We start from the raw sequence: 17,428 nt of genomic DNA, 5'->3' as shown, positions 1-17,428 counted from the left end.
TTTGAAATGCTAAAAAAAGGAATTATTTTTTTACTGGGATGTTTTGCGAATACTGTAATTGTTGCCTCTGCGGTATCAGTGTTTGTCAGCTTTTCCATGCCGGATACGCTTTTGGAGGAGACACTCAAAGAAAGCAGCAGGTTACACATTCCTGCGTATTTAAATGGACTATATCACGATTCAATGAGGGATACCGCACTCAAGGTCATGGAATTAAGCAAGCAAATCCCAAATTTGAATCTGGCAATTGACCCAACCTTATTTGAGCGCTTTGGGATTCAGCAAGTCCCTGCACTGGTTGTTGACGAGGGTAACGTCTTTGATGTGATTTATGGTCATTTAACTCTTCGAGAAGGATTGTCGCGAATTGCAGGACATGGAGATACCCACTTTTCAATGCGTGATGCTCGGAGGATTGGTGATGAGTAAACTCATCTTGATTTTATTTTCCTCTCTATTCATTACTGCGGGATTTGCTCAAACTCCAGTCGATGTATTAAAGGCGCGTGAGCAAGCGATGCAGGCTTTAAATGGATTTAATCCTGCAAACGTATTGAAGGGGTATACACAATATCCCAACGAGACGAGCCTTCTCCCGCAAGAAGGAACAAACACTTTGCCTTCTACAGGCTTAAACGCACTGTCTAATAATCCCGATGCTTTAGAAGTTTATCAACACGCAGGAACCCGCACTAAAGGGCGCTACAATCCGAATAGCCCTGAGATGCGCTATGCTGAACAATTGCTTGAACATCCCGAAGATGCGGTAAATGGCGTCTGCTATAAAGAACCAGGCTTCTGTGAATCTACCCCAGAGACCAAAATCTGCGAAGAAACTGTGGGCTATAAAAATATTTCCTGTGGTGAAGCGCTTAAGGTAACGCTAAAACCACTCACACAAAATTTTACTCGCGAGCTCATGTTTCCTCAAGGAAGCGCAACGTTTCATTTAGCCCAATGTGGCAAACACAACAAAAAATGCAGCAAAGCTAATCTTGCCGAAATAAGCCCTGCGTGTGAAGCATTAAATCTGGTGGTGATGTATCACAATAAAGTGCTGCAAATCATAAAAAATCCTGCCTGCAAAGACCCCACAGTGACGGTTTCTTTAGGAAAAATAATTAAGGCACCGATACCGCTTAGGATGACATTGACGCAACAGGTAAGTGAAGAGTCTTGGGTCACTCAAGCCTGCGAAAAGAATACCTCGGATTCTTGTATTTTGACGAACACCAATTCATGCCTTGAACCTAATGCCACAAAAATCATTGAGGGTATTGCTATTACCAGACCTTGCTGGGGGCATGCTTCCAACTATCACTGTTCTTATTTAGAAAACAGTTATTGCATGCCTTTGCTTCAGGCCGGCTGTTCGCAAATAAGTTCACAGTGTCTTACTGCATCCAATGGATTATGCACTCGGTTTCTCCAAACATTTTCCTGTATGAATCAGGTGTGTTTTCCAGAAAAAACCATTTGTCCTGACAAAATCCCCTGCAGTGATGGAGCGTGTGACTTATCTTTTGCAGAAGAAAGTGATGATGCGGCGGAAGGCTTGTCACGCCTAGGGGCTTTGGCTGGCGTGGCATCCGATGTTGCAACCAAGCAAGTTCGCAGTGGGATGCCTGCCATTTTTACCGGAACCAATTCAACTTGTCGCAAAGTGGTTGCCAATATACGTAATTGTTGTCATGGCAGTTACCACATGACTCATTGCAGTGAGGATGAGAAGCGGCTGGCCAAAGCCAAGGAAGAAGGGCGAGCATTTAACGTAGGAACGTTCTGTGCCAAAAAAGAATTAGGCATTTGTCTTGAAGAAAAAGAGTCGTGGTGCGTTTTTCCTACCAAATTGGCTTCTATTCTGCAAATTCAAGGACGTTTTTATCAGTTAGGCATTCACTTTGGTTGGGCAAAAGATGAGGATAATAAAGCCAATTGTCGTGGTATTACTCCAGAAGAACTCGAACGTATTAACTTCTCTGCTTTGGATTTATCCCCCATTACTCAAGAGCTCATGAGTCGTAAAGTACTTCCAGATGACGGGCAAGTCTCTGCGGTCAATCAGTCCCATATCGAGCGCTTAAAACAGATGGGGCGTGCACATGATTAAATGGGGCATTTTTCTTTTGATATTCCTTAATTCCCTTGGTGTGTTCGCCGAGAAACCGGTCGGTTTTCTTTGGTACAGCATCGAAAAGGAACAGAAAAAGACAAGACAACTACCGCCTGGAGGTATTCCCTTTAACCAGCTTAGTTTTACTGAACGCGATGCGATACTTCGTTTCTATACCATGGAAGCCCTGCATAAAGCACGGTACACCAGAAAGGTCGAAGACATGCGCGTTTTTCTGAGTCTTCAAGATTATTGGCTCAATGAGTCAACGCATTTTAAAACCTTATTCCAAAAAACGATGCTTGCTTATCCCCAATACGATTATACAGTGACCCACCCTACATCGAGTATGGGTACTAAAATCACTGATGAAGTACGTGAGACACACCGTATAGAAGTAATCAAAACTCTCGCCAAATCCCATGGATTACTGTTTTTCTACCGGGGTAAAAGTCCTTATGATCTCAAGCAAATTCCCATTCTTGCTGATTTTTGTCATCGGTTTCGTTTGACTTTCATGCCCATTAGTGTGGATGGGGTGATTTCACCTGAATTCCCTCACTCAAAAATTGACTCAGGGCAAGCAAATCATCTTGGCGTGCATTATTTTCCTGCACTCCTTTTGGTAAACCCACAATTCCATAAAACAGAACCTGTGGCGTATGGTTTAACCACTCAGGATGTATTAATGGAGCGACTCATGCAGATAGGAACTCTATTTCAAGGAGAACAAAGATGAAATGGCGTTCGTTTATTACCGTACTTACTCTGACTATAAGTACATTCACTGTGCACGCAAAAAGTTCCGAATGGTTTACGAAGATTATGGCTTCCAAGGAGCAGGGTGTACTACAACATACAGCCAAAGAAGAACCCAAAACCCGACACCATGGCTTTTTTAGAGAACATGGACTCATTCTCTTTTATGCAAGCCAATGTCCTCATTGCCATCTATTCGCGCCCATTCTTAAATCATGGGCTGTGCAGAATGAAGTAGAGATACTTCCCTTAGCATTTGACAATCAACCCTTGCCTGAATTTCCAAACTTTTTACCAGCTACCACCGAATGGATTAACGCAGCATTTCAAGGAAAACCCATTACCTATCCTGCATTGTTTGTGGTGAATCCCAAAACAAAGATGCTGTTTCCTGTTGGATTTGGGTCTATGACCCAAGACGAATTAAATTATCGTATGGAGCACCTCATTCCCAAAATTACATCTTATGAGCGCAGTGGAGTGATGCTATGAACAAATTAATGGTAAGCCTTGTGCTGTTGAGTGTGGTTTCAATGACACGGGCTAGTGTCAGCACCGATTTAGATAATTTCTTTAATGGAATTGGCTACGCATCCAATGTAACTTCTCCCGCTGCTTTTGAGTCACAAGCAGCAGGATTTTTTGGTGGAGGTTCGCTGTATGCGCGCAATCAAGTACGACAATATCAGTTGGTGCAATTAGACCTCCCCAGCTATCGCGCAGGATGTGGGGGAATCGATTTATTCACCGGAAGTATGAGTTTTTTAAGCGAACAAAAGCTTGTGGATTTAGGCAAATCAGTGATGACCAATGCTGGCGCTTATGCCGTAGATGTAATGCTGGCATCAACTGTTCCTGAGCTGAAACAAGTTCGAGATTATTTACAACAATTGGAACAAATGGCCAATCAGGCCAGTATCAACTCCTGTCAGTTGTCACAAAACATGGTTGGTGGGGTCTGGCCAAAGACCGCGGAAAGCCAGCAGAAAATTTGCAAAGACCAAGCGGCTATGGGCAAAGAAGGATTATTTAGTGATTACGTCAAAGCACGTATGGCCTGTTCTGGCAGTGGTTTTGATAACGTAATGAATAAAGCATCCCAAGATCCAGAGCGTAAAAAGCAAGTTGTTTTAAACAAAAATTTGGTATGGTCACTTTTGCAAGCTAAGTCCTTCTTAAATAGCGACCAGGAACTTTCCGAAATGGTGATGAGTCTGACGGGAACGCTGATTATCGATAAAGAAGGCAAAGTGACGAATGTCCCTTCATTGGCTGGAAATGCCGATCTCATTAATGTGCTGATTGGTACAGGAAATGGAACTCGTACTGCAAAAATATGGCGCTGTAAGGATAAAGGTACCAACAACCAGTGTATGCAGGTGAGTTTACAGGAGATCACTATCCCTGAAGCCTCTACTCTTACTTTTAAAATTCGTGAGATTATTCGAAGTATCAATACCAAACTAGTTAACGATGAAAAACCCGGTAATCGCGAGCTTAATTTCTTAAGTATGACATCACTCCCTGTTATGAAGTTTTTATCCGTTTTAAACAGCATGCACTATGGCAGTACTACTGTGGATATAGAAGAGTATTCGATGTTAATCGCTCAGGATTTATTGACTAATTATCTTACGGAATTGCTCACAGAGGTGAGTCAAGCGACGGCAGGCGCAGAATTGAATTCAGATTTAGTTAAAGAAATTCAAAAAAGAATCAATGTAGCTGTGACTAAAGTAGCCGATATTGATCCTAAGGTAGGTCGCAAACTACAAGAAAAGCTGGCTCTGATTGAGCGCATGGCTCGTATTGAAAAGCAAGTGGCTTCCAGTATGAATAGTACGGCAGGGTAAGGAGAATAGGTAATGATAACCATTCATGTCTTGGCAGCTGGGGAATTATTTCAACATGTGCTCAATGCATTGGCTTCCTTTATGAAACAAGACAGTTTTTTAGGATTGCTGCGAATAACAGCGCTGATTGGCATTGTTATGGCAACAGTTGGTTTTCTAAAGACTCGAGATCCTATGGCCTTTGCACGTTGGTTTTTAGGATACGTATTGTTTGTGAATTTGGTGTTATTACCTAAAACATCGGTGCTCATTGACGACATTTCAGCACAAAATCCTAAAATCGTTGATAATGTGCCTATGGTGTTTGCGTTAAGTGCTAGTCTTGTCACTACGATTGGTTATGGCCTTGCTCAAACGTATGATGCACTGCTCACTATGCCTGATGATTTGCAATATACCAAAACAGGTGCGTTGTTTGGTTCTCGCCTCATTCAGGCATCAACCTCCTTTCGAATTAAAGATCCTGTGTTGAAAGAAGAAATGAATGAGTATTTTCGGAACTGCGTGGTTGGAGACATTCGGATGAACCGCAAATACAGTGTCAGTGATTTAGCGCATTCTATCGATATTTGGAATTTATTGACCTCTAAAGCATCACCCCTTCGTATGATTAGTGTGAATGGCAAACTTGTTACTTGCTCTGATGCCTCCAAACCTGACGGACAATACAGCTTGCGTAAAAAACTGGATGTTGAAATTAAAAAAGCATATACGTTTTTTGGCGTGAATTTGTTTGGCAAACCAAAGAATACGACTTATGAAGCATTGTTTAGCCACCATCTGAAATCTGCTTTTGACTATTATCAAGGCTTAACGGATACGGCGAGCAATATCTTTTTACAAAGCATGATGATTAATGCGATGGGGGACGGAGTTGCTCATTATCAAGCGTTTACCGATGCTACTGCGGGTGTGGTTAATCAGCAATTTACCAAATCTCAAGTACAACATCGCTGGAGTTGGGAGGTTTTAGGCCAAAAAGCATTGTGGATTTTGCCTATTACCCATACCTGTCTAACCCTTTTATTATTTGGTGTTTTTCCCTTAATTATTGCATTAACTACCTTACCAGGAGGAATTCGAATTCTTTATGGATATTTGCAATTTTTCATGTCACTGCAATTTTGGCCTGTGCTTTTTGCCATTTTAAATGCCGGTATGACTCTTTATGGCGCTTCAACATCTGCTGAATATGGCCATTTTACAATGGTGAATCTTGATAAAATTGATGAATTGCATGCAGATATTTCAGGAGCTTGTGGTTATTTAATGATGCTAATTCCCTTTTTATCTCATGGTTTAGTTTCTAATCTGGGCGGTGCTTTCAGCAATTTAGCTACCAGCATGATGAGCCACATGCAAGGATCAAGTATGTCCGTGGCAGGGGAAGCTGCTAGCTCCTCTTTTGGTCTAGGACAAACCAGTTTCTATAATACGACGGCTAATAATTTCTCAGCCAATAAGCATGACTCCAATTGGACGCATATGCATGGGATGAATACTGAGCAATTGGGAAGCGGAGTATTAAAAACCATTACTGGCAATGGAGAAAGAGTTTTTGACGTCAGTCCTGGAATGACACGAAGTGCAGTGTCTATTAATACATCCGAAGGGCTAAGTGCCTCACTGAACCAAGCGTATGAACAGTCACGTCAAGCTGCTCTTAATGAGTCCAATCATTATCAATCGGCATTATCTCATTTCGCCCATCGGGCATTACAACTCTCCCAATTACAAGGACATGAGATGCGTCTAGGGGATGGAGTATCTAATAGTGAATCAAGTCAATATTCTAAAGCGTTATCGACGATTAGCCATGTTGCAGAGGATGTGGCGAAACGAACTGGGGTAAGCAAAGAGGATGCTCTTTCTCATTTAACCAGTGGTGGTTGGGGTGCGCATGCTGGGGTGAAAACAAATCGAAGTATCTTCGGTAAAGTGGCTCAGTGGGGTACAGGTTTTAATGCGGGAGGCGATACACATCTTAAATTTGATCGCAACTCTTCAAGTCAGGATCGATATCATACAGGGATGGATGGCAGTATTTCAGCACGTGAGGCACGTGATTTTAATGATGCACTTAACTATGTGAAACATTTTTCTCAAACGCATCATTTTGATGACAATCATTCACAAGCTGCTTCTTTATCAAATCAATTGGGAGCTGATTTGCGGACTGCAGAAACTGCAAGCCATAATTATGATGCAACCCTAAATAAAGCGGAACGGATTTCCAAAGCAAAAAGCTATGTTGAATCACATTCATCTCAAATTAATACCGATCTGAATCAAGCGTTTCCTGCCTATGTAGCAAGTAAGATAGGGGAGGCCGCTCGTGACGAACTATTTAGCCATCCAGGCGATATGCACTCATTAAATAAACTCCAGGCTTTAGGGCAAGATTTTCTAGCTCACAAACGCGATGAATTAATTAGAGACTTTGGAACTCAAGATATCCATAAAAGAATAGACTCTTTTTATAGCCAAGAAAAGCATCAAGTGAGCTCAATGGGAAAACAGTTAGGGACTCATTATCAAAAAAATAATCAAGAATTGGAGTACGATGCTCAATTACTCAAAGTAGGAATTGATCAAAATAAGGCTAAACCATTAAAACACAATGTTCACCAGCAATTGGATGAATCTTTTCAAAATCTTAATCAAGGGAAGGAGTTGATTAAGAAAGATCACCATGATCTAATGGACAAGAAGGAAGCCGCATTGAGAGAGGGGATGGTCAGAGCACAAAAGAATGTGATTTTAACCGAAAAACTACCAAGAACATGGGGACTTCATAATAAAGGAGAATAGGATGAATTATAAGGATTTAAAGTGTGCTATTGATGAGGATGTGGGTGCAATTACAGGTCTTCAACCCGATATTATTCCTGCTCGCTTTTATTATTGGAGTCTCTCGAAATTATTTTTAAATGGTCTCTTGATATTTTGGCTTATTACTTCAATCACGATTGCTTATGCAGGAATAGTTCATCCATCAAACGAAGGGCTCGCAAGAGAGGCTGCTTCTCAGGTGATTGGAGAATCAGTATTGATGGCATTTTTTATGAGTGCAGGTGCCATGTTCTTATTGTTTCAGGCACTTAATTTCTACATTCTTTTTAGGTTTCATTTGGAAAAAAGGCTTAAAACAGGATCTTTAGTTGTAAAAAAATTAAAACAGTTTTCGTACCTTTTTTTGGGGGTATTTGCTTTATTTTGTGCTCTATTTGCAAGTTATGGTGAATCTGCTGCAATCTTTATGTTCGTTGGATTTGCATTTTTTGGAAGCTTACTGGTTACCTATTTCCTAGTGAGTATGGAAATTAGTCGAATTGGTATAAGCACCATATTTACTCTAATCAACGAGTTTTTTCATAAAGGAAAAAAAATTGAGTTACCCTTGAGATAAACCAATAAAAAATCATTAAGAATTAATTTTAATCACTTTAAAGGCAGTGTTAGCTACTGCTTTGCCTAAAAGGTATAAGGAGAAAAACAGATGCGTGATGAGCCTAATTTCAAACACTATACTCGTGGTGGGCAAATTAGTTTCCATAATCTTCGCATGTGGGATCAAATTACTAAATCGTTAACCTTAATTTGCTTGTTGCTTTGGGTAGTGTTTACTGGGGTTATTATTTGGAGTATCACTTCTGTTGAAAAGCTACACCATGCATTTGCTTATTATTGGGCTCAATTTTTAAATGCTATTGGTCAAAATCATGTGTTTCATTTTTCTTTCCATGGAAAAACCTTCCAGCAAAATGTTCAGCAAATTCTTCATTATTCCTATTATCGTGATAATGCCAATGAGGTCATCAGAACTATGGGGCAATCGGCCTTAGTTGCATTTGGCATGGCATTTTTTATTGGAATAGGGTTTGCCATTTACTTTATTCGCCGAGGTAAAGAACAGAGTAAACATCAGTTTATTCGAGGAAGTCGAATCGATACACCAGCTCAGGTAAAAGAAATGATCCTAAATGATGCGGCACATTCCGACATTCATATTGATGATTTTCCTTTAATTCAAGGTAGTGAGGTGCAGCACCTATTAGTACATGGAACAGTAGGGACTGGAAAAAGCCAACTCATCATGAAGATCTTAGATGCTTTGAGAGCACGTGGAGATAGGGTCATTATTTATGATAAAGGGTGCTCTTTTATAACTCATTATTTTCGTGAAGACTGTGATATTGTTTTAAATCCTTTTGATGCACGTTGTCCTAATTGGGATATGTGGTGTGAAGCACCTCGGGATTCAGATTTTGAAAATATGGCAGAAAGCCTTATTCCTATGCATGGGGAATCTGATCCTTTTTGGGTGAATGCTGCCCGAACTGTTTTTGCATCTGTTGCATCTACCATGCGCCATGATAATGAGCGCTCACTTGATAAATTATTGCGGCTTTTATTAACTGGTGAATTTTCTACTTTAGAAGAGTATTTGCGAGGAACGGCTGCAGCCACTTTAGTCAGTGGTAAAATTGAAAAAACAGCAATTTCCATCCGTTCGGTAATCACGACTTATCTTAAATCATTGCAGTCTTTATCAGGTCTTGGGAAAGATAATAAGCCTTCTTTCTCCATTCGTGACTACATCCTTGATGAACATAGAAAAGGGTGGTTGTTTATTTCATCCAATGGAGAGCAACATAAAACTCTAAAACCACTTATGTCGATGTGGTTAGCCATGGCTTCCCTGACGCTTTTGAGTTTAACGCCAGATCGAGATCGACGTATTTGGTTTGTCTGTGATGAATTACCTAGTTTGCATAAACTTCCTTTACTTGGGGAGACGATCGCTGAAGTGCGTAAATTTGGTGGCTGTTTTCTTTTAGGGATGCAAAGCTTTTCACAGCTAACTAAGGTCTATGGTCAAAGTGGGGCTAGAGAAATTTTTGATTTACTCAACACTCGCTTTTTCTTCCGCAGTCCAAGCAGCGATATGGCGCGTCTAGTAGCTAGTGAGCTAGGGGAGGAGGAAATTGAAGAGTCTCGGGAAAATTATTCTTATGGTGCCAACAGCATCCGAGATGGTATTTCCTTAGGAAGTCAACGTGTGACTCGTCCTATTGTTGCATATCCCGAAATTTTGGAACTCAAAGATTTAACCTGTTTTTTGCGTCTTCCAGGCCCTTATCCAGTGACAAAGTTGCCTATTCAATTAATCCAACGTGATTCGCAAAGCTTAGGTTTTATCGAACGAAATGTACCTGAATCCATAACAGAGGATGTTTCAAGTGGGGATGAGGATAGTGAGTCCTTAGGGCAAGGTTTGGAACACAGCTCACAAAGAATGAAAGAACGCCAACTGATAGAATATATGGATTAGGGATAAAGATGCTTAGTATACAACCACTAAAATCAGCACAAGGTGCCGCAGACTATTATGCCGCTGCATTTAACTATTATGCAGGTGATGCAACAGCTATGCAGTGGTTGGGTAAAACTAGCTCACATTTTCAATTAAATGGGGTGATTGAAAAAGAACACATGTTGGCTTTGCTCGAAGGAAGGTTACCCAATGGACAAGTGCTGCAAAACCTAAAAGGGGAGCATCGACCTGGGTTTGACATGACTTTTTCAGCACCTAAAAGTGTATCCTTATTAGTTGGTTTAGGAGCAGCACCTGAATTAGTACGATTTCATGATGAAGCAGTTAAATATGCAATTGGTCAAATTGAACGTGAATTTGCCCAAACACGTGTTCGACGTGATGGTGAAATTTGTTATGAAAAGACGGATAACTTATTAGTGGCAGCATTTAGACAACCGAACTCACGGGCTAATGATCCTGCACTTCATACTCATTGTGTGACGATGAACATGACCTTTCACCAGGGAAAGATTCGTTCATTGGCCAGCGACCCCTCAAGAAATCATGGGGTGATTGAGCAAATCCAAAACAACGCCCATTATTGTGGATTGATTTATAGACAGCATTTGGCGAACTCGTTAAAAAAAGCAGGCTTTCCTCTTCGCATGGCTGGTGATGGTTTGTTTGAAATTGATGGTATTCCCGATGCAGTTTTGCGTGAGTTTTCACGAAGGCGAGAGGATATTGAGAAACATTTGGAAGAAAAAGGGTGGTCAGGAGCTAAAAGTGCTTCTGCTGCAACCCTTTTAACACGTCATGGGAAAGAGGATCAAGAAATGGATGTACTTGCGTTAGATTGGCAAGAGCGTGCTAAAGCTCTTGGATTTGACGCCCATCACTTTATCAAAAACCGCCATCAACATATTGAATCGCAAAACTGGTTTTCAGCTATTAAAGAGAAGCTCATTGCTTTAGTTAAAAAGAATAAACAACCCCCGGAAACAGGTGTGGCACTTGCATGTGTTCAGGTTGCTATTGAAACGTTAAGTCAGCGTACAGCAGTTTTTAGTGAACGTACTTTATTAAACGAAGCGATGAAACACAGCCTCATCTATCCTGAAGTCATCACCAAAGAAACGTTAATTACTGCAATTGGGCAAGAAAAAATAAACCAAAATCTGTATGAGGCTCAATGCCCTGAAACACGACAAACAGTTTTAACTACTCCTTGGTTACTTACAGTAGAAGCCGAAACCATTGCACGAATTGAAAACAATAAAAGGGCGTTATCCTCTATTGCATCAAAAGAACGACTGGAGTCTTTTCAGCGTGAGCGAAGTCAAATTTTACCTTATCCAATGACTGATTCACAAAAGCAATCAATGGTTGCCTTGTTAACTGGAACCGATCGCTTTTCTGCAATTCAAGGGTATGCCGGAGTTGCCAAAACCTCGATGCTTGCAGAAGCAAGGATGCTTATTGAGGAAAGAGGTTATCAGTTAAGAGGGATAACGGTTGCAAGCTCAGCAGCACATGAGCTGCAAACTAAAGCAGGTATTTCTACCGATGTATTTCCCATTGTGCATCAGGAGTTAAAAAAGGCACCTACGGCCTCTTTGTCTAAAACGGTATTTATTGTGGATGAAGCATCGATGCTTTCTGCACATCAAGGCCATGAGCTTTTAAAGCAAGTAGAACGAACAGGGGCTCGTTTGGTTTTGGTCGGTGATAAAGCACAATTACCCAGTGTTAATACAGGTAGGATTTTTAGTCTTACTCAGGAATATGGGATTGAAACGAATGTCATGGATGAAATTGTCCGTCAAAAGAATCAAAAAGCAAAAGATGCTGTAATTTGTGCAACAAAAGGGAATGTAAAAGAGGCTTTGGAGCATCTTAATGTGCAAACTCTAGGTACTCATGAAGAACGAATTCAGTGGATAGCAGATCATTGGTTATCGTTGATTCCAGAGGAGCGAGAAAAAACTCTTTTATTTGCTCCCACTCATGCAAATAGGGAGGCAATTACTCAAATTATTCGTGAAGGCCTTCAGAGTGAAGGGGTCTTAAAAGGTACATCACTTGAGCAAAAAGTTTTAAAAGCAAAAACGATTGAAGCGGTGCAACAGCGATTTGTTGCTTATTATCAAAAAGGAGATGTAATCCGTTTTAATCAGGATTTTCAAAAGGGGCGAATTAAGCAAGGGAGTTATTATACAGTCGGGACTATCACACAAGCACATCTTAGAGACAATGTTTTACCGATAGTTAATGAACAAGGAAAAGCAATTCAATTTGCGTTGAAGAACCTTCCCCATTACAAAACACATACGGCTCCTTTTGAGCGTGTCATAGAACTCTACGAAGCCAAATCACTCGAACTCTATGTGGGTGATAAAGTGATGTGGACACGTAATTTCAATAAAGACGGTATTCGCAATGGACAATGCGCCACAATTCAAGAAATTAATGATGAGGCAATTCTTTTTACTACTGCAGAGGGACAGTCTTTAACCCTTAAACAATCTCACTCTGCATTAAAACATCTTGATTACAGCTATGTGTTAACCAATTACAAAGTACAAGGGAAAGATGCTCCTTATGGAATTGGACTTATGGAATCTTATCATCGCTTTAGTGCTACTTTAAAAAATTTTTATGTGCAAATTTCCAGGGCAGTTCATGGTATGACCTTAGTCACCGATAATAAAGAAGAACTTATTGAGGCCATTCAAAGAAATTCAAATGAAAAGCCGGCTTCTCTTGATGTGATTTCAAGTAAGCAATTGATGAATCATGAAGATCGTTTTATGGGCAAGGCTCAATTATCAATCCAGTCTGTAATTGATAAGAAAATACTCTATGAAGCTAATCAGAGATTCGATCAATTACATCCTAAAAACAAAATTGAAGAGCTTTATTTCACCAAGAATAATAGCTACAACGAAAAGCCCAAAGAATCAATCAAGGAACTAGAACTATAATTTTGGAGATAAATCATGTCACGATTAACTATTTCATTACCTGATAATTTACACAATCGTATTTCATCACTAGCTATACAGCATGATGATTCGATGTCCAGTATCATTAATCGATTAATCCATGTTGGTCTACAGCACTGGTATGAGGGGCAACAAAAATCAAATCAGATTGTGGAGCAGCATTGTCAACAATTAATTATTCAAATGAATGCACTGATTAAAAATATGTCAGTAGAATTACTTAAGTTTAATCAAGAAGATTTTGAACAGTTGCAAAGGGCAGCGGTAGGGAAGTTTGCTGAATTAAGTAGCATGGCTACGAAGTGAGATATTGAAAGTTCATCATTGATTAATTATATCTTTGTAAGAACGAGCGGTCTTAGCAGCAAGCGATATCAGAATATAAATTAACGGTCATTGTAAAGGCGAGCAGAAATATTATGGCCAATAACACCTTTCCTTTAAATTTTCATTGCAATAAGTTCTTTAAAACTTAATGACTTGAGTAGTAGTTACAGTATTCAGATATAGTTTTGGAACATAATTTTCGGAAATCGAGCGATTTGTAAGATGGTGGGGGTTGGAAAGACTACACTATAAGAATATCTCAACGAGTAATGAGTTCTTATGAAAAATGTTCTTTTATTTAAAATTACTAAAGATGAATATTTAGATGACATCTTGGATGGTAATTTATTTATGAATACATATAACTTTTATAGAAAAACTGAGGAAAAAATTAATCGTGGCGATAAGCAAGAGGGAGTGGCATCTAGTTATCTAGCTGATTCTGTTAAGATTTCTATAACTAATTCTGAGGGAAAGCTTGTTCCGATTGGAGGCTTAATCAATAGAATTAATTTTATGTATCCCTTTGATCATCAAGTTAATATATTTTGTATGACCTTATTTGAACTTAATTTTTTAGAGGTGACAAATTTTAATTTTAAATTAGACAAAAGATTTTGCGGATTTGGTGATAAAGCGATATTAATTACACAACCACAAGAATTTATAGATAGAATTACAAAAAGTGTAAATGGAAAAAAATCTCCACCATGTTCCAACAAATTTTTTGATAAAGTAGATTATTTAGCTAATGAATATAGCGGACGAATAGGCTGCTTTTCTAAGCTCGAAGAATATGCATGGCAAAATGAATGGCGCCTAGCTATCTTAGATCCAGCTAGAATTGAATCTGAGCCTATTGTATTAAAAATAGGTAACATAGAATCTATATGTAGAGTATTTGAAACTGAATCACTCGCTAGGCATAGTGTTAAGGTTTCATTAAACGAGACTAGCCAATAGTGGAATTAATAGGTGGTTTCCCAAACGATGAAATATTACTAACCTAGTCTATTATTTATTAAAAAGATAAATAATTTTACGCAAGGAAAATGTCAATAGATAATAGTTTAATACTAAGGTACCCCGAAATTTCTAAAGAGTGGGATTGTATTAAAAATGACCCACTAACTCCTGGTGATGTTTCAAGCGGAAGCCAAAAAAAAGTTTGGTGGAGTTGTTCCAAAGGACACTCTTACAGGGCAACAATCGCCAACCGGACATATAGGAAAAGTGGCTGTCCTTATTGTTCTGGAAAAAAAGCGTGTAAGGATAACTGTTTCTCAACTTTGTACCCAGATATAGCAAAAGAATGGGATTTACAAAAAAATGAGAATAATAAACCAGAGCACTATACTCCAAAAAGTGGGAAAAAATTTTGGTGGAAATGTGATTTAGGTCATAGTTATTTATCTGCAATTAGAAGCAGAACTGCTGGTAGAGGGTGTCCTTTCTGTGCAGGAAAAATGGTATGTGCTGAGAATAGCTTAGAGAATTTATTTCCTGAAGTTTCTAAAGAATGGCATCCAAAGTTAAATGGCAAAAAGCGTCCTAGCAATTTTACCTATGGTTGTAAAGAAAAGGTATGGTGGTTTTGTGAAAAGGGGCATGTATATCAAACTGCAATATGTGAAAGAACAAGAAAGTCAGGTCCCACCTCATGTCCTTATTGTGCAGGAAAGAAAGTGTCTAAGGAAAATAGTTTATTAGCATTGTTTCCCGAAATAGCTAAGGAATGGCACCCTGACAAAAACCAGGGAAAGATACCTAACGAATATACAAAAGGGAGCGGACTCAAGGCTTGGTGGAAATGTCCCAAAGGTCATGAATATAAGGCCAGTATAGGGGCTAGAACAAGGGGGTCAGGTTGCCCAAATTGTAGTGGAGCCAAAGTATGTAAAGATAATAATATACAAGAACTATTTCCTGAATTAGCAAGCGAATGGCACCCTATAAAAAATGGAGAAGTTAAGCCTGAATTTTTTACAAGAGGTAGTAATTTTAAGGCTTGGTGGATATGTCCAAGAGGGCATGAGTATCAGTCTATTATTGGAGATAGAACTCGTGGTATTGGGTGTAAGTATTGTACTAACCAAACGTCAAAACCAGAGCTTAGAATTTTAACTGAATTGATGGTTGTTTTTGATGAAGTGATTAACCGAGAATCTATTGATGGGAGTGAAATTGATATATATATACCTGAATTAAAAATTGGAATTGAGTATGATGGGTATTACTTTCATAAAGGACAGAAAAAGACAAATAGAGACAATGAAAAAAACAAGGCTGTTGGCGACAGAGGCATTAAATTAATACGAGTTAGAGAGAAGCCGTTAAATAAAATAGACAGTTCAGATATTTGCGTAGGTAAAAATGAAATAACAAAAAAAGTTATAAATGAACTTTTGATAATCATAAAAAAATTAATACCCAATAAATTTCATCATAAGATTGATTCATACATAGGGAAAAACAAATTTCAAAATAGTATGACATTTAATCAATACCTATCTTATTATCCTGCCCCACTTCCTCAACACTCGTTGCCTGTTAATTATCCAGGGATTGCCCAAGAGTGGGATTACGAAAAAAACATGCCCCTAGTACCTGAAAGCTTTTCCTCTGGCAGTGGATTTAAAGTATGGTGGATTTGTCTATCTGGCCACTCATATGAAGCTACTATAGTTAAAAGGACAAATGGCCGAAACTGCCCTTTTTGCTCGGGAAAAAAAGTATCAAAAGAAAACTCATTTGCGTTAAATTATCCTTCTCTTGCAAATGAGTGGGACAATGATAAAAATGAGTTCTCAGTTGCTAAGTATACGAAAGGCAGTGGCTATAATGCCTGGTGGAGTTGCCTTCAAAACCACCACTATCAATCCCCAATAATTAGCAGAGTTCAAGGTAGCGGATGCCCTTATTGCAACAAAAGAGTAGTGACCAAAGATAACAATATTCAAATGATGTATCCAAATATAGCCAAACATTGGCACCCAACTTTAAATAAAGGCAAAAGTCCAGTTAGCTTTACTAAAACTAGTACTTTTAATGCATGGTGGAGATGTCCAAAAGGACATGAGTATTCTCGCTTAATAAGAACACAAATAAAATATAATGACTGCCCAAAGTGTACTAGCTTTGGAGTTTTATGCCCTGATGTAGCAAAAGAATGGCACCCTATAAGAAATGCTGAATTATCTTCTTTTGATTTTCAAAAATATAGTGGTAAAAGCGTTTGGTGGTTATGTCCTAAAGGCCATGAATACAAGACTGTTATTGCCTACAGGGCTGGCGGTAGTGGTTGCCCCTACTGTTCTGGTAATCAAGTGTGTTCAGATAATTGTTTTGCAAATAAGTACCCGAATTTGGCATTAGAATGGTCAGACAGTAAAAATGACTCTAAAACTCCGTTTGATTTTACCGCTGGTAGTAGTTATAAAGCCTGGTGGCAGTGTAAAAACAAACATATTTATCAGGCTGCTATTATTGACAGAGTGCAAGGCAATTCCTGCCCTTATTGTGCTGGTAAAAAAGCAAATGAAGATAATTCCTTAGCAGCAATATATCCAGCAATTGCTATTCAGTGGCACCCTTCTAAAAATGGTTCTTTATTACCTAGTCAGGTTACACCAGGGAGTGGAAAAGTAGCCTGGTGGATTTGTCCTCAAAACCATATTTATCAAAAAGTAATAAGGGATAGATGTCGGATAAAAAATAAAGACTATTGTCCACGGTGTAACAAGACAAGTGCTTTTTAACGGGTTTTAGGCTTTGTGTAGTGCTCACTAATTGAGAGCGCTAGCCTAACATAAATATATGATTATTTTTTATTTTGTGGTGATTAATTGGTGAATTAATGGTGAAATGGAGGCTGATTCCCTAATTAGATAGACGGATTTCTTTCACTAGACAATTCATCACGTATTCACCGGCATTTTTTTGCATTAAACATATAAAAATAGTTAAATATTATTATTAATCATGCAGATATAATGAATAATTTTATCGTGCGAAAGGTGTGTGTACTGTATATATAAGATAGATATTCTCA

Annotated in this window: 12 protein-coding genes; all 12 read left to right on the top strand. The window is 39.0% G+C overall.

Annotated features, from left to right (window positions below; genetic code table 11):
- The first annotated feature begins 6 nt into the window (after positions 1-6).
- Positions 7-429 carry a type-F conjugative transfer system pilin assembly protein TrbC gene (gene trbC / locus ELY20_RS13500; protein ID WP_110144286.1) on the top strand — a complete coding sequence of 141 codons (423 nt, stop codon included), beginning with the start codon at positions 7-9 and terminating at the stop codon, positions 427-429.
- The gene (gene traN, locus ELY20_RS13495) at positions 422-2,110 is read left to right on the top strand and encodes a conjugal transfer protein TraN (protein ID WP_110144287.1); all 1,689 of its coding nucleotides are present in this window, start codon (positions 422-424) and stop codon (positions 2,108-2,110) included. The genes trbC and traN overlap by 8 nt, the downstream gene beginning before the upstream one ends.
- Entirely contained in the window at positions 2,103-2,852 is a 750-nt protein-coding gene (gene traF, locus ELY20_RS13490) for a type-F conjugative transfer system pilin assembly protein TraF (protein WP_110144288.1), read from the top strand. Before traN ends, traF begins: the two co-directional genes overlap by 8 nt.
- Positions 2,849-3,364, top strand: a complete 516-nt coding sequence (gene trbB, locus ELY20_RS13485) for a type-F conjugative transfer system pilin assembly thiol-disulfide isomerase TrbB (RefSeq protein WP_110144289.1) — start codon at positions 2,849-2,851, stop codon at positions 3,362-3,364. Before traF ends, trbB begins: the two co-directional genes overlap by 4 nt.
- On the top strand, positions 3,361-4,725 hold the full coding sequence (locus tag ELY20_RS13480; protein WP_127059493.1) for a conjugal transfer protein TraH: 1,365 nt from the start codon (positions 3,361-3,363) through the stop codon (positions 4,723-4,725). Before trbB ends, ELY20_RS13480 begins: the two co-directional genes overlap by 4 nt.
- 12 nt (positions 4,726-4,737) lie before the next feature.
- Entirely contained in the window at positions 4,738-7,536 is a 2,799-nt protein-coding gene (gene traG / locus ELY20_RS13475) for a conjugal transfer mating-pair stabilization protein TraG (protein ID WP_127059492.1), read from the top strand.
- A gap of 1 nt (position 7,537) precedes the next feature.
- Positions 7,538-8,134, top strand: a complete 597-nt coding sequence (locus tag ELY20_RS13470; RefSeq protein WP_110143750.1) for a hypothetical protein — start codon at positions 7,538-7,540, stop codon at positions 8,132-8,134.
- A 90-nt stretch (positions 8,135-8,224) separates the two neighbouring features.
- On the top strand, positions 8,225-10,060 hold the full coding sequence (traD, locus tag ELY20_RS13465) for a type IV conjugative transfer system coupling protein TraD (RefSeq protein WP_110143749.1): 1,836 nt from the start codon (positions 8,225-8,227) through the stop codon (positions 10,058-10,060).
- A gap of 8 nt (positions 10,061-10,068) precedes the next feature.
- Entirely contained in the window at positions 10,069-13,029 is a 2,961-nt protein-coding gene (gene mobF / locus ELY20_RS13460) for a MobF family relaxase (protein ID WP_110143748.1), read from the top strand.
- Positions 13,030-13,044: 15 nt separating this feature from the next.
- Positions 13,045-13,356 carry a hypothetical protein gene (locus ELY20_RS13455; RefSeq protein ID WP_110143747.1) on the top strand — a complete coding sequence of 104 codons (312 nt, stop codon included), beginning with the start codon at positions 13,045-13,047 and terminating at the stop codon, positions 13,354-13,356.
- Positions 13,357-13,656: 300 nt separating this feature from the next.
- A complete protein-coding gene (locus tag ELY20_RS13450) occupies positions 13,657-14,340 on the top strand; it encodes a hypothetical protein (RefSeq protein WP_110143746.1) in 684 nt (227 codons plus the stop codon).
- 89 nt (positions 14,341-14,429) lie between these two features.
- Positions 14,430-17,135 carry a zinc-ribbon domain-containing protein gene (locus ELY20_RS13445; RefSeq protein WP_110143745.1) on the top strand — a complete coding sequence of 902 codons (2,706 nt, stop codon included), beginning with the start codon at positions 14,430-14,432 and terminating at the stop codon, positions 17,133-17,135.
- Positions 17,136-17,428 lie beyond the last annotated feature (293 nt).

Source organism: Legionella qingyii (genome assembly GCF_003990155.1).
GTDB classification, from domain to species: Bacteria; Pseudomonadota; Gammaproteobacteria; order Legionellales; family Legionellaceae; genus Legionella; species Legionella qingyii.
Note: the sequence above shows the minus strand (reverse complement) of the source record. Positions and strands in the feature narration are given on the sequence as shown.